The sequence below is a fragment of the Formosa sejongensis genome, assembly GCF_033447105.1.
In the GTDB taxonomy this organism is placed as follows: Bacteria; Bacteroidota; Bacteroidia; order Flavobacteriales; family Flavobacteriaceae; genus Formosa.
The window spans coordinates 1-20727 of sequence record NZ_JAWQUN010000022.1; the positions used below are offsets into that span (position 1 = coordinate 1).

At 33.9% G+C, this 20727-nt stretch carries 19 protein-coding genes; 8 read left to right on the forward strand and 11 right to left on the reverse strand.

Annotated features, from left to right (window positions below; genetic code table 11):
- Positions 1 to 138: 138 nt before the first annotated feature.
- From R6X41_RS15925 to R6X41_RS15950, 6 genes are all read right to left on the reverse strand, one after another.
- Positions 139 to 801, reverse strand: coding sequence for a hypothetical protein (locus tag R6X41_RS15925; protein ID WP_318501343.1), 663 nt, complete (start codon positions 799 to 801; stop codon positions 139 to 141).
- Between the two features lie 264 nt (positions 802 to 1065).
- Positions 1066 to 1974, reverse strand: coding sequence for a hypothetical protein (locus R6X41_RS15930; protein WP_318501344.1), 909 nt, complete (start codon positions 1972 to 1974; stop codon positions 1066 to 1068).
- Positions 1975 to 2176: 202 nt separating this feature from the next.
- A complete protein-coding gene (locus R6X41_RS15935) occupies positions 2177 to 2617 on the reverse strand; it encodes a hypothetical protein (protein WP_318501345.1) in 441 nt (146 codons plus the stop codon).
- 640 nt (positions 2618 to 3257) lie between these two features.
- Positions 3258 to 4520 (reverse strand): cation:proton antiporter, encoded by a 1263-nt coding sequence (locus R6X41_RS15940; protein WP_318501346.1) that lies wholly within the window; start codon positions 4518 to 4520, stop codon positions 3258 to 3260.
- Between the two features lie 164 nt (positions 4521 to 4684).
- Positions 4685 to 5398: a PRC-barrel domain-containing protein gene (locus R6X41_RS15945; RefSeq protein WP_318501347.1), complete on the reverse strand. Its 714-nt coding sequence runs from the start codon at positions 5396 to 5398 to the stop codon at positions 4685 to 4687.
- A 10-nt stretch (positions 5399 to 5408) separates the two neighbouring features.
- Positions 5409 to 6047: a hypothetical protein gene (locus R6X41_RS15950; protein ID WP_318501348.1), complete on the reverse strand. Its 639-nt coding sequence runs from the start codon at positions 6045 to 6047 to the stop codon at positions 5409 to 5411.
- A 589-nt stretch (positions 6048 to 6636) separates the two neighbouring features.
- Here R6X41_RS15950 and R6X41_RS15955 point away from each other — a divergent pair.
- The 6 genes from R6X41_RS15955 (at position 6637) to pdeM (ending at position 14498) form a co-directional block, all read left to right on the forward strand.
- Positions 6637 to 7722 carry an endonuclease/exonuclease/phosphatase family protein gene (locus R6X41_RS15955; RefSeq protein WP_318501349.1) on the forward strand — a complete coding sequence of 362 codons (1086 nt, stop codon included), beginning with the start codon at positions 6637 to 6639 and terminating at the stop codon, positions 7720 to 7722.
- A gap of 384 nt (positions 7723 to 8106) precedes the next feature.
- Positions 8107 to 8607, forward strand: a complete 501-nt coding sequence (locus R6X41_RS15960; RefSeq protein ID WP_318501350.1) for a pyridoxamine 5'-phosphate oxidase family protein — start codon at positions 8107 to 8109, stop codon at positions 8605 to 8607.
- 131 nt (positions 8608 to 8738) lie between these two features.
- Entirely contained in the window at positions 8739 to 9764 is a 1026-nt protein-coding gene (locus R6X41_RS15965) for a ligase-associated DNA damage response exonuclease (protein WP_318501351.1), read from the forward strand.
- The gene (locus tag R6X41_RS15970; RefSeq protein WP_318501352.1) at positions 9761 to 11353 is read left to right on the forward strand and encodes an ATP-dependent DNA ligase; all 1593 of its coding nucleotides are present in this window, start codon (positions 9761 to 9763) and stop codon (positions 11351 to 11353) included. The genes R6X41_RS15965 and R6X41_RS15970 overlap by 4 nt, the downstream gene beginning before the upstream one ends.
- Positions 11354 to 11356: 3 nt before the next feature.
- Positions 11357 to 13822, forward strand: a complete 2466-nt coding sequence (locus tag R6X41_RS15975; RefSeq protein ID WP_318501353.1) for a ligase-associated DNA damage response DEXH box helicase — start codon at positions 11357 to 11359, stop codon at positions 13820 to 13822.
- Between the two features lie 22 nt (positions 13823 to 13844).
- On the forward strand, positions 13845 to 14498 hold the full coding sequence (pdeM, locus tag R6X41_RS15980) for a ligase-associated DNA damage response endonuclease PdeM (protein ID WP_318501354.1): 654 nt from the start codon (positions 13845 to 13847) through the stop codon (positions 14496 to 14498).
- A 60-nt stretch (positions 14499 to 14558) separates the two neighbouring features.
- Here the strand turns inward: pdeM and R6X41_RS15985 are convergent, their stop codons facing one another.
- From R6X41_RS15985 to R6X41_RS15995, 3 genes are all read right to left on the reverse strand, one after another.
- Entirely contained in the window at positions 14559 to 14891 is a 333-nt protein-coding gene (locus R6X41_RS15985; protein ID WP_318501355.1) for a hypothetical protein, read from the reverse strand.
- A 10-nt stretch (positions 14892 to 14901) separates the two neighbouring features.
- Positions 14902 to 15900, reverse strand: a complete 999-nt coding sequence (locus R6X41_RS15990) for a permease (RefSeq protein WP_318501356.1) — start codon at positions 15898 to 15900, stop codon at positions 14902 to 14904.
- Between the two features lie 88 nt (positions 15901 to 15988).
- Positions 15989 to 16348 carry an ArsR/SmtB family transcription factor gene (locus R6X41_RS15995; RefSeq protein ID WP_318501357.1) on the reverse strand — a complete coding sequence of 120 codons (360 nt, stop codon included), beginning with the start codon at positions 16346 to 16348 and terminating at the stop codon, positions 15989 to 15991.
- A gap of 278 nt (positions 16349 to 16626) precedes the next feature.
- On the opposite strand from R6X41_RS15995, the gene R6X41_RS16000 reads away from it, so the two are divergent.
- Both R6X41_RS16000 and R6X41_RS16005 read left to right on the forward strand, forming a co-directional pair.
- The gene (locus R6X41_RS16000) at positions 16627 to 17610 is read left to right on the forward strand and encodes a DNA topoisomerase IB (RefSeq protein WP_318501358.1); all 984 of its coding nucleotides are present in this window, start codon (positions 16627 to 16629) and stop codon (positions 17608 to 17610) included.
- Between the two features lie 378 nt (positions 17611 to 17988).
- Positions 17989 to 18408 carry a BLUF domain-containing protein gene (locus R6X41_RS16005; protein WP_318501359.1) on the forward strand — a complete coding sequence of 140 codons (420 nt, stop codon included), beginning with the start codon at positions 17989 to 17991 and terminating at the stop codon, positions 18406 to 18408.
- Positions 18409 to 18497: 89 nt separating this feature from the next.
- On the opposite strand, the gene R6X41_RS16010 is transcribed toward R6X41_RS16005, so the two are convergent.
- Together R6X41_RS16010 and R6X41_RS16015 are read right to left on the reverse strand one after the other, a co-directional pair.
- Positions 18498 to 18761 carry a hypothetical protein gene (locus R6X41_RS16010; RefSeq protein WP_318501360.1) on the reverse strand — a complete coding sequence of 88 codons (264 nt, stop codon included), beginning with the start codon at positions 18759 to 18761 and terminating at the stop codon, positions 18498 to 18500.
- A 128-nt stretch (positions 18762 to 18889) separates the two neighbouring features.
- Positions 18890 to 20689: an FAD/NAD(P)-binding protein gene (locus R6X41_RS16015; RefSeq protein ID WP_318501361.1), complete on the reverse strand. Its 1800-nt coding sequence runs from the start codon at positions 20687 to 20689 to the stop codon at positions 18890 to 18892.
- Positions 20690 to 20727: the final 38 nt, after the last annotated feature.

Below are 20727 nucleotides of genomic sequence, written 5' to 3' on the forward strand. Positions count from 1 at the left end.
ATAAGCTCTTAAAACAGGCTTTTGCCATAGCAAAATCAGGATTAACCTATGATAATAATTATAGAAGTGTTTTAGTGAAAAATTAATGAGTTTTTACTTGTTTTTTACCACAGTACTTTGTTGGCAAATCGTTTTTATTTACGGTATTAATATCAGTCGCTGTTTTAATTTCTCATTTCCTAAAACCCAGACAATTAAATATCCGCCAGCACCATCGCTATTCCATTGATGAACAATATAATCGTCATTGTTTTTATTAATTACAAATTCATTGTTACATTCAAAAATATCCTCATAAAGCATTTCCGGAATTTCAATTGTTTTTCCGTTAATTGAGGTTTCTATTCCAACAACTTCTATATTAGGAATATTTCCGTCAGTTCCGTAAATTCTCCGTCCATTAATTTTAGTCAGCCATTTTCCGTCAAAGTCAGAAATATTATTTTCAAGACTGAATTTTTGTAATTTATACTTAAACGAAAATTCAGTTCCGCTATATTTAGTTAAGTTCTCAATTGGACATAAACGACTTTTATGAATGTAACCAATAAAAGTATCATTTTCGTCACATTCTAATTGGTATTTATTTTTTGAAATGTAAACTTTTATCCAATCTAATTCGTCTGACTGTTCTTGGTAACTGAAAATTTCAGAATCTTTTAGTTTGTATATGATTTCAGAATCTCCTCTCGGTAGTTTTCGTACGTTCGTAAATCCATCGATGTCTTTTATAACTGCAACTTGTCCGTAATTCAGATTACAGAAAAACAGGATTGAAATGATAATTAAATAGTTCTTCATTTTCTTTTTATGCAGTTTTTCTAAATGTTTGCCAACGTTTGGTGTGTATGGACCGTTGCGTGTCTCACACACGAACCATTAAAAGTACAAAAATACTTGAAAATTTAGAAGGAATTTTCCAGATGAGCACAGACCCCAGCAATGGTTTATACATGGTGTTGTAGCCAGTTGTTTTTTCGATTTATTGAATTTTTGTTTGTAATTCCATGTTCTAGAGTCAAATTTGCCAAGACCATTTTTCAGTAAAAGAGATATATACTATCATTACTTATCATCTTTCTTAATTATTTCTGAAGCATTTACTTTATCAGTATATAAGATATGTGTATATCCATTTTGTTCTTCAAGAAGTTTCTTATATAAAAAAATATCATGGGATAAGGTAGTATTATAGATATTATCCTCTCTTTCAATAGTTCTCATTTTTAATCCGGTACGGTCGTTATTTAACATATTTCCCTCACTAAACACATGCTTAATGGACATGATTTTTTTAGAATCAAAATTAACAGTATCCTTTAACAGGTATCCTCCGATTCTCTCTTTGTTATTATAAACAGGTATAAAAGAATTATGTGTATTGCCAGTTAGAGTAACTATTTTAGTGTTTGGATGTTTATTATGGATGTTGCGTATTTCCCTGTACATGGATGAGTCTCTAGTTGAAGATTGGTAAGGATTATCAATGAATTTTAAAATAATTCCATCATTTTTAATACCCTTGTATACTAAATCAAGCCATGCTATACCATTTCTACCGTCAAAATTTTTTCCACTAAAGAAATCCAATTCTTTTAACTCGGAAATTGACATCTGGTCTGACAAATTATTCATAAGTGAAGCACGAATTTCCATAGCCATTATCACGCTGCCTTCGTGTTTAGCAATCAGTTCACATAGTCCATAAGCAAATTCAGCAGGCTCATTTGTTCCATGCATTTCTCCAATCATTATTATTTCATAATTTGCGATTTCATCGTATATCTTGTCGTTCAGTTTGGATAAGTTTTGAATGGGTATCGCATTCTTTTTTAAATCCTTTTGCTCTTCTGTCAATTCTACAGAATTATCAATAGAATTTAGTGTTTCATCAGATGCTGTTTGTTTTTTTGTATTTTCTTTACAAGAAGTTAATCCAATCATAACAATTAATAGAGGTAAGAATTTTTTCATAATACAATGTATTTAATATAGAGATTTTATTTCTACAAATGTAGAATGTAATTTATGAATCTTGATTTTCTAATTGCCTGTAACGTTTTGTGTATGGACCGTTGCGTGTGATTGCCCGAACCATCCCAAGTACAAATCTACGTGAAAATTCCGCAGGAATTTTCCAGATGAGCACAGACCCAGCAATAGTTTATACACGGTGTTACCTTGCGTTTTTTCTCACGTAATCTTTTTCCGATTCCAACATCAAATTCCGCAATTCTATTGATTCAGTTTCAGTTTTTAATTTATTCCAGGTTTCTAAAGCAAGTTTAGTAAAATTTTTCCATTCAATATCTTTCAGTACTTTTTTGTCAGATAAATTTCGCTTTTCAGTTCGTTCAGTATAATTTCTAAATTCGGTATGCATTTCCGCTACAATTTCCGCATCGTTTTTCGAGATTATTCCGTCAGAGATATATTCCGCATATCCATTTTCCAAATTCAAATCATCAAAATATTTACAGACACATTCGTTATAATCGCTAATTTCATTTTCAAATTCTGCATCTATCCATAAACGTTTTTGATATTCAATATGCGCCAATTCAAATAGCGAACCTATCCATCTTTCTCTAATGTTTTTATTTTGCTCGATTTTCATTTCAAATGCAAGGCAACAAAAGTATATAGCACATATGTGCTATATCTCTCAAATATAAGATATATGTAACATATGTGCTATATATCTTTTATCTACTTGTAAATAACGTCCAACTCAAAACCGCAACTAAAAATATAATTTACAAACACGAATTCTTATTTAAAGTCTTTTCGCCTATAAAAAATATTTCCTAGCCTTTCTGTTATGGTTTTTTGTGCTGAAAAAATCTTAACATTTAACTAAATTTTAGACTTTTTTTTGTCTTCTAAAATATGTATTCTCTCATAAAATCGAATTTATAAAATATACAAGAAACCGTTTCTCGAGCAAGACTAAAACAAAACGGATTGAAAATGACAAAAGTACATAAATTGATACCAAGTGTTTAATTTGGATTTATTACCAATGCGGATAAAGTGGCTGCTATTAGTAGTTATTTTGGAGCAGTTGCCGTATATTAAAGTATAGGTTTATGGTGTAAAAGGAATTTTCTGAATATAGAAGGTTCTTTGTATGTGGAAAAGGGTAGAATTATAGAGTACAATGAATAATTCATTATATAAAAAGAGGGTTCGTAAATGAATATTTGGACGCTAGAAATTTCGTTTTAAAGATGAATTTTAAACTGTTTTATAAGGTGCTAGGGGAGCTGTTTGGAGGATCCGTTTTCGTTTTTATTTTTTAATATACCAATGGATGTCTTGACCGTTAAACCATGCAGTACTATCGAAATTAAAATGACTAGAGCTACAATTGAAAATAATTGGTCTGTATTTTCAAATTCACCATTTTTAATGGCATAGGTTAAATAAAAAACAGAACCAATACCTCTAATGCCGAAAAAGGAAATGGCCATCTTTTTCTTTGTCCCTAAACCGGAATGTATTAAAGACAAATAGCCAAGTAAGGGTCTTGCAATTAAAACCAAACAGAAGCAAAAAAGTATCAATTTTAAGTTCAGGAAATTTAAGATGCCTGCCATTAACGAGCCTCCAAAAAAGAGCATCCAAAAGATGATTAGAAATTTTTCAATATTGGTAATAAATCCCAGATTGGGATTATAGTCATTACTTTTATCATTAATATGTTGATGATAATGTGCAAATAGTCCAGTGAAAAACACGCTTAAAAAACCGTAAGCACTAATTATTTCGGCTAGGCCATACGAAATAAGCGTAAGCGACAAGGCTACATAAGCTTCATGGATCTTTTCTTGCTGTCCTTTAGAGCGTTTTGTTGTAAAATAACTGTATACATAACCGATAAGGATACCTACTAACACCCCTGCTATAATTTTATAAAACAGATAAAAACTAAGCCAGTCTAACCAAACAGCAGTGTCCAGTTGTTCTTTTTTAGACCATATTATCGCCAAATAGACAAAAGGGAAAGCTAAGCCATCATTAAGACCTGCCTCTGCAGTGAGGTTATATTGTACACCTAAATTCTTAGATTCGCCAGATTGTTTTTTGTTTAACTGAATTTCTGAGGCTAAAGCAGGATCTGTAGGCGCTAAGACTGCTGCCAATAATAGTGCGAGTGCAACAGAAAAGTCTAATAAATAATACGAAAATAAAAACACGAATACCATAAAAAGAGGCATCGTGATCCCGAGTAATCGCAACGGGTTTCTCCATTCCTTCCAAGAATAGTTTAATCCTATTTTTAAGCCTGCTACCATAAGACTTATAATAACAACCATCTCCGAAAAGCGTAAGGTTAGATCTATATCCCAAGTCGGGTCCGGCCAAGGCAGTGGTGCTTTTAGATAATAAAGAAAGGCTCCTAAAATTAGAAACGGTATGGTGAAACTAATTTTAATACGTTTTAACAACATGGGTGAAAAACTCGCTAGTAGCGATGTTAATCCAATAATCAATAATATAATAAAATAGGATGTCATATTGTAAACTTTAAGCGGAGACCATTACATGTGCTCTAGACACATATTTATAAAGCGTTCTTAATATTTTGTGTATGTATAATCTAATATGAAGTCGCAATTTTTTTAATTAGAGTAAAAAAAATTAAGGATTATGCCGGTATAGCACAATCCTCAAAGTTAAATTATCGTCTAGAATCTCTGTTTTCAAACGGATCGTTTTCAAACTCATGTCTGTTGTAAAAATTTTCGTCTTTATAAGGATTCTCTCTGTGGGGTTCTGATTCAGAATCAAACGTAACTGTATCACGTTCTGCAACATAATTATCGTTCGTATTATGAAATTTTCTTATTTCTTCACGTACTATTTCTCGAATACGTTCCTCATGCGGTATGTCGTTTACCTGAAAGGCATCTCTGCGTTCTTGTTCCATAGTATCGTCCAGACGGTTTTGTGCCATATTTCGGGTGTACGAATTTAGAACTTGAACTTCATATTCACGGTTTACAATGTCTCCTTTACGAAATCGCTTCGTTTCAGAAAACGTTCTGTGATTAACCGTTTGTGTAGAAACCTGTTTTAAATCAGAATTTATATCTAGCAAACCTATTGGAATGATAATATGATTATCCCCATCTTTATTTATAAATTCACGAACCTCTGTATGTCCATTTGTATTGTAGGGGTCGTGACTAGAATCTATAATAGATTGATCGACTTCAACATCAATATATACAACCCTCTGGGTTTCTTTATTCGCTAACAAATTATCTACTTTTCCTATCACGCGGTTGTCAATGTCCTTTACTTCCCAACCTCTAATGTCGGCATAGCCTTCAGAAATTTTATAGTCAGATAATTCGCTTAAATCGTATAAGTGCTTTTCGTTTGTTTTCATGATATGTTGTTTAAGAATTAATATTTACAAGTATATTATGAGCTTGTTTTAAATAATCTTGAATCGTGTTTTGTTGTTTCGCCCATGCTGTAGATGCACTTAGTTTTTCAGACGTTTGTTTCAAGGTTGAAACCTCTGTATTTAAGTTTGGTGCACGACTCGTTTGTATATCTGCTATAACAGCTGTAATGTCTGCACTCATGGTTTTTAAATCTAATGGTGTATCACTTGTCATAGTATGTTGTTCTAATTGTGATTCTAGATTTTTTAATGCAGCTGTATCATATACATTAGATTCTTCTGCTTTTGCAGCTGTAGCATACGCCAAGTTTTTTAAAGCCTGAGTGGTTTGTGCAGCATCGGTTCCTATGGTTGCCGAATCTTTTAAGGTTTCCTGTAATTTAACCAAATAGGTCGCACTAGAAGCATAATGTTCTACAGTGTCGTTAGTTGGTGTTGTATTATAAATTGCACTGCGATTAGCATTTATAGTATCGGTTCTAGAATACTCATTTGTAATCGTGTCGTTAGGATAATTATCGTCTTTACTCATTGCGTAAAATAGGAATAAAATAATACCTATAACCACTAGTAAACCAATTATCCATGGCCAGATTGGCCTTTTCTTTTCTATTTTAATTTCTGCCATATCATTTTAATTTTAATGTATTCAGAACGCTTTAACAGATTCTTTATACATAAGTTAGATGGTAAAATTATAAATGAAAGAGGGAATAGGTTTCCTCAATCAAGAATTAATTTAACCTTAAAAGATAGCACCTGTGTGAGGTTATAATTTGCAGTGATTTAAATGGAGCTAATGTTATTCCGATAATGGTTGTTTTATTAGAAAATCTGTACAATCTAGATGCTGCTATATATTTAGAACGGATTTTAAAATGAAAAAAAAAGCATAAATTGAGTAGGCTATAATCACGATCTAGATCGTTATACTAGTATTTGCATTGCAGCAGTTGAGTCGCTAAAACGAGGTTGGATCTTTTTTAGATTTAAAAAAAAGGGTTATTAAAAGTGTAATTTGAAAAGAGTAATGATAAGGTTTTATTATTTTTATTGATGATAGCTATTTTTACGCTTTCCTTTTGAATGCAGTTTCGATTGTATTTATTAATTTCGTTGCTTAGAGTTGACTTTAAAGTTTAAAGCAGACTATAAATACAGTACGTTTACAAGAAAATAAACATTTTAATTATAAAAATATTACCAACCCAAACGTCATGTTAACGACCTTTTATATTATATCTGCACTATTTATAAGTGTATCAGTATTGCCACTTTTACCGCATCAGCACTGGATGTTTCGGGTGTGGGAATTCGGAAGGATTCAGCTGATGATATTTCAGCTTTTCACCCTTACTCTAGGACTTGCCTTTATAGATAGTAAAAGCACACTGTTTTGGGTGACCATAGGCGTTTTGGCAGCAGTTTTAATTCACAATCTCGTGGTCTTGTTTCCATACACATCACTGTATTCAAAAAAGAATAAGAAGAGCTTGGCCAAACATTCTCAATTAATATCTATTATATCGGTGAATGTGTATCAGTTTAACGAGCAGTATGATAAATTAATAAAGCTAGTGCTCGAGGTTAAACCAGATATTTTATTAACGATGGAATCTAATCAGGCTTGGGAAGATGCCTTGTCGGTAATTGAAGTTAACTATCCTAACTTTAAAAAAGTTGCTTTAGAAAACACCTACGGTATTCATTTTTATACCAGTTTAGATGTAGAATCTCTAAAAGTGCATCATTTTATTTCAGACGATTTGCCAAGTATTGAAGCGTGTTTACGTATGGATAATGGTCTGCCATTTACTTTTTTTGGTGTGCATCCACCTCCGCCTAGTCCAACCGAAGAAGATACCTCTAAAGAACGTGATGGAGAATTACTTACGTTGGGCAAAAGAATTTTAGAAATAGACGGACCTGTAATTGTTCTTGGCGATTTTAATAATGTGGCTTGGGCAAAATCATCTATTCTGTTTAGAAAAACATCAAAATTAATAGATCCTCGAATTGGTCGCGGCTTCGTGTCTACGTTTCATGCGAAATATAGATTACTTCGATTTCCTATTGATCTGTGTTTCCATTCCCCTCATATTTTTATTCAAGATTTTAAAACATTACATAATATTGGTAGCGACCATTTGCCATTGTTCTGTAATTTTTATATTAATAAAGAAGAAAACGTTTTAGAAGAGCAGGTTGAAACACTTGATGCCGAAGAAGAAGAAGAGGTAGAAGAGATGATTGAAAACGGAAAAGAAGAGCAGGGAGATCGTCCCACCGTAGCTGCAGAATAATAAGAGCCGCTTTGTCCGATTTGGATGTCTATTTTATAAATTCTTAACTTTTATATACACATATGGTTGCAATATATCAGGTATTCATCTTTTAAAGGATACTCTAATACATATGTTTGCCAATTATTACTGATCTAATCTATAGTAAAAGAACAGAAACAATCATGGTATTTACTAAGCCTAACCTACAAACTTTTTATAGAGTGTTGCAAATGCTCCTTTTTTAATGAAGCGTATAATGAACAAAATTGCACTTAAGAATCCCCGTAAAGTAGCATTTTTTTATGAGTTATGATTTGAATGGATAGCATCATCCGATAATTAAATTGTTTACTACTCTTGTGTGTTTCAATATAATATGAACACTAAAAAACACACATCATTATGAGTAATGAAAATCTATATAACGACGAAGCAAAACAGAAAATTAGGGATATGGCTGAAGCTATCGACTTTACTATGATGGCGACAAATCTCAAAAAAATGCCATTACATATGATCCCGATGAGTACAAAAAAAGTCGATGAAAACGGGATAATTTGGTTTTTAAGTAACAAAAATAGTACTCACAATCAGAATATATTAAAAGATCCAAACGTGCATTTAGTGTATGCAGATAAAAGCGCTATGCAGTTTTTAAATGTGTATGGTCAAGCACAAATTACTACAGATACATTAATAATTGAGGCCTTATACGGCAAAGCAGACGATACTTGGTTTGAAGGACAAGAGGATCCAAATATCACGGCTATAGGTATTACGCCATCAGAAGCCTATTACTGGGATCCAAATAGTAATAAGTTGGTCACTTTGGTAAAAATGGGAGTGAGCGCTATATCAGGAAATCAACCCGATGTTATGGACTTCGGAAAAATAAAACCGTAATAAAATTAAATATCATTGGTTAATCCAAGAATTTGAATAAAAACGAACTCAAACGATATAAACATTAGCGCTTTAGAATTTACCGCTTATAATTTCATTTAGATAGTCTTATATTTAAAATAAAGAGCGGTATGGAGACACCTTTATTAGTTTTTAATGATAACGGCATTTATTGTGAGATCGCAGATGTTTATTTAGATCCTTGGAAACCGGTAAATTGTGCCATAATTTCTCATGGACATGCAGATCATAGTCGCTACGGTCATAAAAAATACATTACGCATCATACCAATGTCCCAATCATTAAACATAGGTTAGGAGATATTACTGTTAGCGGTGTTAATTACAATGAATCCTTTGTAATTAACAATGTAAAATTCTCGTTGCATCCTGCTGGGCATATTATAGGGAGTTCTCAAATTCGTGTGGAGCATCGCGGAGAAATTTGGGTATTTTCTGGAGATTATAAACTGGAAAACGATGGTGTTTCAGTGCCTTTCGAACCCGTTAGATGCCATGCTTTTATTACGGAATGTACTTTTGGTTTGCCTGCTTTTAAATGGACACCACAAGCAGAGGTTTTTAAGGATATCAATACTTGGTGGGCGGCAAATAAAGACGCGAAGCAAACCTCTATATTATTTGGGTACTCCTTAGGTAAAGCACAACGGTTATTAAAATATCTAGATACAGATATTGGAAAAATATATACACACGGCGCCATAGAAAATATGACGGAAGTGATACGGCCTATGGTCGATTTTCCTGAGACAACTCGTATCACGAAAGATACAAACAAACAAGACTTATTAGGAAATATTGTTTTGGCACCACCAAGCGCTCATGGTTCTACGTGGATTAGAAAAATGGTGCCTTATGTAACAGCTTCAGCAAGTGGTTGGATGGCCTTTAGAGGCGCAAGACGGCGTCGAGCAGTAGATCGTGGTTTTGTAATGTCCGACCATTGCGATTGGCAGGAACTTTTAACAGCTGTAGAAGCAACTGGCGCAGAAAAAGTAATATGTACACACGGGTATACAGACATTTTTTCAAAATATTTACGAACAATTGGTTTGGATGCGAGAACAGAACATACACAGTTTGATGGCGAATTAAACGAATATGATACTAAAATAGAAAGCGAGGCAGAAGTATGAACAATTTTGCAGAACTCATTAGAACTTTAGATAGCACTACGAAAACGACGTTAAAAGTAAAAGCACTTTCAGAATACTTTATAAACGCAAGTGACGAAGATCGGGTGTGGACTATTGCCATATTATCGCACCGGAGACCTCCAAGACCGGTAAATACGACCTTGCTTAGAACTTGGGCCTCAGAACTTGCCAATATTCCCTTATGGTTGTTTGAAGAATCGTATCATATCGTTGGTGATTTAGCCGAAACGATTGCCTTAGTCGTACCCACAACTTCAGAACGTACAGAAAAGACATTATCGGCATTCTTAGAAGACATGATAGCGCTTAAAAAACAAGATGATGATTTTAAAAAACGCTATGTCACCAAGTACTGGAATAGTCTTAATTATTACGAGCGTTTTGTGTTTACGAAATTAATAACGGGTGGTTTCCGAATAGGTGTGAGTCAGAAATTAATGACGCGTGCCTTGTCTATAGCAACAGAGATAGATGAAGATGTTTTAGCCTATAAATTAATGGGGAAATGGGACCCGAGTTCGATTTCATTTGAAGATTTAGTCCTAAAAGAAAAAGCTTCAGATTTTATTTCTAAACCCTATCCTTTTTTTTTAGCATATGGCGTTGAAGGTGATGTTTCAGATTTAGGAGACATCGCCAATTGGAGTTTCGAACATAAATGGGATGGGATTCGGTCTCAAACTATTGTTCGCGAAAACGAATTATTTGTATGGAGTAGAGGTGAGGAATTGGTGACAGATAAATATCCGGAGTTTCATGTGTTTAAAGATGAAATCCCCAACGGAACTGTTTTAGATGGTGAAATATTACCGTTTCCAGATCACGAAATTGGAACGTTCCAAGATTTGCAAACACGAATTGGTAGAAAAACAGTAAGTAAAGCACTGCTTGCCAAAACACCAGTGATTTTAAAAGTATATGATATACTAGAATGGGGAGGGAAAGATTTAAGAGCACAACCTTTTTCGAAAAGACGACTAGTTTTAGAGGAATTGATGCAAGATATAAGTGATAAAAACTTACCGATTTACCTCTCAGAAACCGTAGAGTGTGCTTCGTGGGAAGCAGTTGCAAAAGAACGAGCACGTGCCAGAGAGATGAGAAGCGAAGGCCTCATGATAAAACGTAAAGATTCTAAATATCAAGTGGGTAGAAAAAAAGGAGGTTGGTGGAAATGGAAAACAGATCCATTAACGATAGATGCTGTTTTAACGTATGCTATGCGTGGTCATGGAAGACGTTCTAATTTATTTACAGACTATACTTTTGGTTTATGGAATGCAGATAATCAGCTAGTCACTTTTGCAAAAGCCTATTCAGGGCTCACAGATGCCGAATTTAGAAAAGTAGATGCTTGGATTAAAAAAAATACTTTAGAACGTTTTGGTCCTGTACGTAGCGTTACTCCAGAACTGGTTTTCGAAATTGCTTTCGAGGGCATTGCAAATTCAAGCAGACACAAAAGCGGATATGCAACACGTTTTCCTAGAATTTTAAGATGGCGACACGATAAAAAAATAGAGGATGCTAATAAATTGGAAGATTTAAAAGCATTAATGATTAGTTGAGTTATGAATAGAAACGCATTAGAACAACTCGCGCAAGATTGGTTTAAGCAACAAGGATGGGAACCGTTTCCGTTTCAAAAGCAAACCTGGACTGCTTTTCTGCAAGGTAAAAATGGCCTTTTAAACGCGCCAACCGGTAGCGGAAAAACCTATGCGCTTTGGGTACCCATAGTGTTAGAATATATTAAAAAAAATCCAAATTATAAGTCGAAGCCGCAAAAGGGACTTCTAGCCATTTGGGTTACGCCGTTGAGAGCACTTTCTGTAGAAATTAAACAGTCAGCCGAGCGATTTATAAATGAGTTAGGCATCCCATTAACCGTTGGGATTAGATCTGGAGATACGAGTACAAAAGAACGTGCTGCACAGAAAAAAAATATGCCGAGTTTATTAATTACCACTCCAGAAAGTTTACAATTACTGTTAGCGACAAAAGGCTACGATACGATTTTTAAAGGGTTAATAGGTGTTGTTGTTGATGAGTGGCACGAATTGGTAGGTAATAAACGTGGCGTGCAAATGACTTTGGCATTGTCGCGATTAAGGACAATAACGCCTACCATGCGAACTTGGGGTATTTCGGCAACCATAGGGAATTTAGATCAGGCGCGAGAGATTTTGTTAGGCATGCAACCAGAAACCATCTCGCATTCCGTTTTAATTAAAGCCAACATTAAAAAGACTATTAATGTCTTATCTATTATTCCTGAAAAAATGGATAAATTTCCATGGCGTGGTCATTTAGGGTTACACTTGTTAGAAGCTGTTATTCCAATATTACAAGAGAGTAAGTCGACTTTGATTTTTACAAACACGAGAGCGCAATGTGAAATATGGTTTCAAAAAATATTAGAAAAACATCCAGAATTTGCAGGAGATATCGCCATGCACCATGGAAGTATAAGTAGAGACACGCGACTCTGGGTAGAGCAGGCTATTAGAGACGGTAACCTTAAAGTTGTAGTTTGTACATCGAGTCTTGATTTAGGTGTAGATTTTGCACCCGTAGACACAATTATTCAAATCGGCGGTCCGAAAGGTGTAGCACGTTTCATTCAGCGCGCTGGTAGAAGTGGGCATCAGCCAGGAAAGACGAGTGTTATTTATTTTTTGCCAACGCATGCTTTAGAATTAATTGAAGCTTCTGCTTTAATAAAAGCGGTGGCCAATCATGTTGTCGAAGATCGCGTGCCTTATATAAATAGTTTCGATGTGCTCGTTCAATATTTAGTAACCTTAGCAGTATCGAATGGATTTTATCCCGATGTTATTTTTCCTGAAATTAAAAGCACTTTTTGTTTTCAAACCATAACAACAGAACAATTTCAATGGATTTTAAATTTTATTACTCTTGGTGGTCAAAGTTTACAAGCTTACGACGAATATAAGCGTGTCGAAATTGAGGCTGATGGTAGATTTAAGGTGAATAGTAGGGCTGTGGCCATGCGCCATCGGTTACAAATTGGTACGATTGTTAGCGACACGGTTTTAAATGTCAAGTTTTTAAAAGGCGGGTATATTGGTTCTATAGAAGAAGGATTTATTTCAAAATTAAGACCCGGTGATGCGTTTACTTTTGCAGGAAGGCAATTAGAGTTGTTTAAAATTAGAAACATGCAGGTTTTAGTCAAAAAATCGAAACAGAAAAACTCTAAAATCCCGAATTGGATGGGTGGACGCATGAGTTTTTCATCAGAAATGAGTAATCTACTCCGTGAAGAACTCTACAGCGTCAATTCGGAAACGGCTATAAAAACTAGAGAATTAAAAGCGCTAGAGCCTGTTTTTATAAGACAACAACGCGAAAGTATTGTACCCAATGCAAATCAGTTTTTAATTGAAACGTTTAAAACTCGTGAAGGCTATCACGCCGTGTTTTATCCGTTTGAAGGCCACGCCGTTCACGAAGCAATGGGTAGTTTAATGGCGTATCGTATGAGTTTATTGTCTGCGATAACCTTTACTATTGCATTTAACGATTATGGATTCGAACTACTATCAGATCAACCCATAGATATACAAGCACTTTTGGATAACGATTTATTTACTTCGGCATATTTAAGAAGTGATTTAGAAAAAAGTATTAATGCCACTGAAATGGCTAAGCGCGCGTTTCGAGATATTGCAATTATTTCAGGCTTGGTGTTTACAGGTTTTCCTAGTAAAATGGTTAAGAGTAAACATTTACAAGCGAGCTCTCAGTTATTATTTGGCGTTTTCGAAGATTACGAACCGGACAACCTTTTGTTTCAGCAAGCATTTAGCGAAACTTTCGAGCATCAATTGGAAGAAGGTAGGTTGCAATTGGCATTAATGCGTATAAATAATCAAACTATAGTATGGAAATCATGTTTAAAACCAACGCCGTTTTCTTTCCCTATAATTACAGACCGGTTGCGTGCCAAATTATCTTCAGAAAAACTGGCTGATAGAATTAAACGTATGACGCTTCAACTAGAAAAATCATAATTTCAATTTTTTTAATTCAACAATGAAAACACTTCAGATAAATTGTAATAATCAACCTTTTATTTTGCATCCTTCGGGAGCGGCTTTTTGGGAGGAAAAGGGTATATTATTAATTGCAGATGTGCATTTAGGTAAGATTATGCATTTTAGAAAACATGGGAGTGCTGTACCGCAATCTTCAATGTATCAGAATTTCGATCGTTTGAATAAAGTTGTGGATTATTTTGAAACTAAGATCGTTTGTTTTTTAGGAGATTTATTCCACAGTCATATCAATACCGAATGGTTATTGTTTCAAGATTGGATTTATAATTTGAATTGTAAGGTGGTATTGGTTTCTGGAAATCATGATATTATTGCTACTGAATTTTATAACAAATTAAATGTAACCGTCATACAGGAATGGAAAATAGATGATTTTCTTTTGACACATCATCCGGAAGAACGCAAAGGCTATTATAACTTTTCAGGACATATTCATCCTGGGGTACAATTGCGAGGTTTGGGGAAGCAACGTTTAAAATTAAGTTGTTTTTATAAAAGAGAACATCAAATGATTTTTCCTGCATTTGGAAATTTTACAGGTAATTATATCGTTAAACCAACGACTAACGAAAGTGTTTTTGTGACGACTAAAGATGAGGTTTTAGAAATACCTATAGATAGGGAAAGCTAGGAGCAAATTAAATGTTTACTCCTAATGCTTAATCTGTATGAAATGAAGACTGCTGAAGTATTATTGCTTCCCCGTGCTATATATTAAGTAGAAATAATTAATCGCAATAATTAATAGCCCAATGGCGACAATGATTCCCGAATGCATGGCGTTCAATAATATAAAATTAGTACTCGCTCCCGATATTATAGCATACCAAAGAAAGGGACAAAATACACCTACTAATGAAATATTCCGTCCCGTTCTCATGCGGGATTTATATGCAAGTATTTTGTTCGTTGAATTTTTCACTGGTTTATATTCCCCTTTCATAGCAGAAATACATGTTTTTCCAACATGCGTGTAGGGACAGGCTTGAACAGCAGACTTAAATAGATTTGTAAGAGATTTCATGAGTGTAGTTTTAGAAGAAAAAATAGAAAATATAACCACCAACAATGGCCATTGTTAACACAGATAATATGAATGCTATTATTGCTTTTGGTTTTAGCATGGAGGAAATAATAGCAATTTCGGGTAAACTAGCTCCGGTACCTCCAATAATTAAGGCTATTGCAGCTCCCATACTCATACCCTTAAGAATTAATGCTTGTAAAATGGGAATAGCCATTTCTATACGTAGATATAATGGTATTCCAACCGTCGCAGCAATAGGAATAGCCAACGGACTATCATTACCTAAGTATTTCTGGACCCAAGCATCAGGTACAAAAACTGCAGAAATAGCACTGATTACGGCTCCCAATACGACATACGGAAAAATACGTTTAAACAATGCCCATCCAAAATTTAAAGCTTCGTTCAATTTATCTTTTGAGGTTCTGTGAACACCTTTTTGTTGACTTTGAGATTCAGCATCAGAACAGGGATTACTATTACAGGAAACGACCGGGGTTTTTGTTGAGGTATTACAACTTGCGGGTTGGTTTGCTCCACAAGTGTCATTAGATTTTTTGGGACTAATATACATGCGCTTTACTTCATTCTTTAAGGATGTTTTTCCAGCAAGTGTGCCAAATAAAACAGCTCCAATAAAGACGACTAAGAAATAAACAAGAGCTACTTTCCATCCAAAAACACCAAAAATAAAACCTACAACAACAAAATTTGCAAGTGGGGCAGAGAGTAAGAACGAAAATACCATAGAGAAAGGCGCTCCCATTTCTATCATACCCATTGATACAGGAACCATCGATGCACTACAAAATGGAGTGGGAACGCCTAATAATGCACCCATTAATCCACTATATTTTCCGGTTTTAGCCAAACGTTTTTGTAGTTTTTCTTGAGGAATAAAGGCTCGAATTAACCCCGTGATAATAGATACAAGGGCAATGATTAAGACTAAAACTACACCTACATGTAGAAATTCTTCTAATGCTAAATTTACTTTTTCATTCATGATTTTAAATATAATTAAGTTAACATATGCTAATTTTGGCATATGAAATGGTAAAAAAATAGGGTTATATAATTATTTTCTTTTTTTGCTATTTATGAGTCGGAATATTGGTCTTATTATCGCGTTCCGACAATAGTAGTTTACATTTCTTTATTTCTGCGTTCATTTGTATTTCAGGAATTGCTTTTATCGCCGCTTCAATACACTGTCTAAACTCAGTTTTTTCAGGATTTAAATAATAGAAGACCCATTTTCCTTCCTTCACTTCTTCAATTAATTTTGCTTTTTTTAATGCTTTTAAATAGCGAGATACATTGTACTGATATTCATCTAGAACTTCTACAATTTCAGAGACACAGATTTTTTCGTCAATATTGGTCAGTAGCCAAATAATTTTCAATCTATTTATATCAGACAACGCTTTAAATACCTTTACTTGTTCTTCCATTAGTGTAAGTTAAATTCATATGCTATATTTTGCATATGTTTAGGTCTGGCGAATGTATTAATTTTTTTTGAAATTCAAAAGTAATTTTCTGAGATATTTTTATCCCCGCAAATGTGCCGTTAGGTTTTGAGTTTTTTGGTAGCGAGTTGCAATTATAGATCTTCATAATTAAAATTCGTGGGCCTGAAAACTATTTCTATCACAGATAAATTTTGTGTCTTTAGAGGTAATCCATGCCGCTAAAAATCAGTTATTTTATGATCGTTAATTGAAATAACATGTACTACAGAAAAAAACATGGCAAGGGCTTTCGTTATGTCGATGATTCGAACATAACGATAAAAGATAAAACAATAAAATCATGGTTTAAATCCTTGGTTATTCCGCCTGCTTGGACAGAGGTAGAGATTGATTCGAAAAAAAACGCTAAAATTCTAGCGACTGGTCGTGATGAAAAACATCGAAAACAGTACATCTACAATCCGAAATATAGAGCACAACAAGATCAGGAGAAGTTTGATCGTATTTTGAAGTTTGCAGATCAGCTGGAGCATATGCGACGGGTTACAGGGCAACATCTTAGGAAACGTAAACTGACTAAAGAAAAAGTGCTCGCTTGTATGGTACGTTTATTAGAGGCTGCTTATTTTAGACCAGGGAGTGATCGGTATTCTAAAGAAAACCATAGTTATGGATTAACGACCATGAGAAGTAAACATTTACAAATTGAAAGCGATGAACTTATATTTAGTTATATAGGAAAATCAGGCAAGGCACAAGAACGCCATATAGTTGATAAAAAATTAGCGAAAGTCGTACAGGAAATAGATGATTTGCCAGGTTATGAAATTTTTAAATTTATAGATGAAGACGGACAAAAACAGGATGTTAAAAGTGACCATCTTAACGCCTACATTAGGGAGGTTATGGGAGAAGAATTTTCGGCCAAAGATTTTAGAACTTGGGCTGGTACTGTTATTGCTGCCATAGCATTAGACGAGATTGGATATGCAGAAGCACAAGATCAAAAAATGCTCGATAAGAATATTCGTGAAGCTGTGATTAAAGTGAGTGAAATGTTAGGGAATACGCCATCGGTTGCACGTAGTTCTTACATAGATCCGCGTGTGATTGATGAATATATAGATGGTAAAACCATCAACTATTTTCAAAAAGAAATATCAAGACTTCTAAAACAAAACGAAAACCTTTCAAGGGAAGAGATAGGGGTGTTATGTATGTTAAATAAAACATTGAAATAGGCTTGTTGTATCAGGTGCTGTTTTCTTAATCTATTTTAATTTTAAATTGTAATTAGTCCTTAGTTTAAAAATATGCTGGGAAGTCAAACTTCGTTTTGATAGTTATAGTCATGTTCTCTTGCCAAATTAGTCTTTATTTTTATAGTGTTTTTCTTATATTTATCTCTTAGAATTTAGATTTTAAGCATTATCACAGTTATAAGTACGCTAGAATATTTTTAAAATTTACGAAATAGCGATACGTATCCTATGGTATGAGCGTTGATAAATGCGAATCTAATGTCGTTTTAACACAAGTATAACCCCTACTTGTAAACTCTTGAAAATTTACTAATCTTTAAAAACGTTATTTAGCGTTATAGTATTTAAATAGTATCTATGTATCAATTAAATTACCATTCTATATCAAAAGCTGGACTTACCCTCGAACATTTAGAAAATATTTTAGAAGAGGCTGTTGCGACAAATTCAGAAAGACATATTTCTGGTTGTTTGGTTTATCACAATAATTGTTTTGTACAAATTCTGGAAGGCGAAAAAAAGGATGTACTTCATGTTTTTAAAAAAATTAAAAGTGATGAAAGACATCATACTGTAAACTTACTTTGGGAAAATGATGTATACAAAAGATATTTTACGAATTGGAATATGGCATTTTATAGGCCAGACGATAAATTTTCAATGCAATTTGTAGATAATTTATTATTACTGTCAACATTTTCAGAAAAATCTTCGGGCTCTTTAATGAGTTTTTGGGGACATGTACAAAGAGTTCTAGGATCAGATTCTAAACCATAGCATTAATTTTTCTAATATCAAAAACACTAAAAGCCCCATCTTAATAGAGATAGAGCTTTTAATGCTTGAATATTTGTTGTTAGATGCGGTTACATTTCCCAGTCATTAATTTCATCTTGAATTTCTTGACGACTTCTATTGGTACGTTTTGCTAAACGGTTAGTCATATCATGAAATTCTCCAGAACGATAGTCTACATCTTCAGAAGTAAGAGAAGGATATTGTTTTCTATATTCCGTTTGTATCGCGTTCCACTTTTTTTGTAATTCGTCTAGATTTAAAGCGCCATTTTGTGCTCTGTATTCTTGCTCTTGTTCACGATTATTGGTGTGTTCACTATTTGTAGTTTCCATAGTTTTGTTTGTTTACATACTTGTGCCAAAATAAGACTTGAATGTTTAACGAATTACCCTTAAAAAAATTAAAACTAACTGAATTAGAATAACTCTTTAAATTGTGAATATGCAAAAAAAATGGGCTGTTATAATTCAGCATTAGAATCATATATTTCCGTTATATTTTGTGTTGAAATTTTAGAATACTTTGGAGTTTTTGGAGATAGCCACGACTCTATAACTATTGAACTTGTGGCATTACAAGCTTGCAAACCATAAGAATAAGGTCTGCAGCCATGCACATGAGTAAACGAAATATCGTAAATATTAGGAGAGACGGTACTGGAGCTTCCAATCACACGATAGGCATTGTCTACAGCGATTCCACCAGTATATAAATACGTATCTGAATGTTTTGTATATAACTTTTCCTTTGCGACTAAATGGGCTATGTTATCGGGAATGCTTTCAAATTTAGAAGCTGCTTTACTAAGGATACCTTTGTTTACTAAAGATTTAAAAGGAAATTGTGCTAATTCTATAGCATCACTACCCGTACAGTTAATAAACATCTTATAATTTTTGGTGATTTTAGATTGGTCTTTTTGTTCAATCTCAATAGACGTAACTTCTTTATCTGTAGCATCATTAATTTTAACTTTACCCGCAACTAAATCAATAAACTTTGCATCGTGAAGTGCCAATAAAATCTGTGCAGATTCTAAAGGAAACGCGGCGATTACACTCATTAGAAATGGTTTTACGATGGTTTTGAAAAATAAATAGTCTTCGGCAGCTAATAATTCGGCATGAAAATTTAGACAATACATTAAATCGTCTAAAGTCTCCATCCAATGAATCGGTTTATCTTGTATTACAGAAATTTTGGCTTGAGGTAGTTCCTTTTTCATACCTTCAAAACAATCTATATAGTCATGAGATTGCGACATAGTTTCAATAAAATCTTCAAAACAGAATTGTTTATCATTCAACTTTTTAACCATGTTTTTATCCTGGTCTTTTTTGAATGCCTTAATAAGAGCAGGTCTGCATATCGCATTAAAAAAGTCTTCAATCTTTAAAAATCCATTGGCATTTCGAAGCTTTAAAATAGCTTCTCGTGTAGTGTGTCTATAAATTTCTCTTAAAGGTTCTTCTTGCTCGTATTGTAAATGTGGTAGCCAGCCTTCGACAGCATGTAAGGTAATTTTAAAATGTTTTGCGTTTTTATGACTTGTAAACTTTAACTGATTCCCTTCCGTTTTAAATGTTCCGTGTCTGTGCGCTAAGGAGGACACCACATCGAAAGCACTTAAGGACGCCCCTAATATTCCGATTTCGAAATTATAATACGTTTCAGACTTGGGTAATATTTTCTGAATGGGCCAAGGAGATCCGTAATAGCCTATGTTGGGTTTGTCGTCTTTTGAAATATTATGTCCGGTAGAAATAATAACTCGATTACATATATATTCAGATTGATTTGTAACGATTTTAATCACGTCTTCTGCAACAGGAATTATGTCATTAACCTGATGCTCAGGATATGTTTCAACATCGAACCCTGAGGATTTTAATGTCTTAATTAAAATATTGAATTGTTCATGAAAGTAATAACCTAAGGCAATTCGGCTATACATCTTGGAGTCGGTTATCGGGAAACTGGTAACGTTTAGTGCTTCGAGATAGGTTTTGTCTTGAGCTCTTAACCAATTGGCAAATGTTTGTGGAAGTGCAGGAATTTCTTCAGAAGAAATATTCGATAAATTATATTTGTCTGTGGTGTTTGGATTATAAGGCATACCAAACCCCATATGTGTATCTTTTTCAAAGATTAAAATGCCTTGAAACTGTTTTAAAAGTAACTCAGAATTATCTGCAATATGTCGTAAACAATATATAGCAGATGCTCCGGAACCAATAATGGCAAGCTTTGAATGTCTCATCTTTTAAAATTTATAAGTCTGGAAAATGAATATTCAAA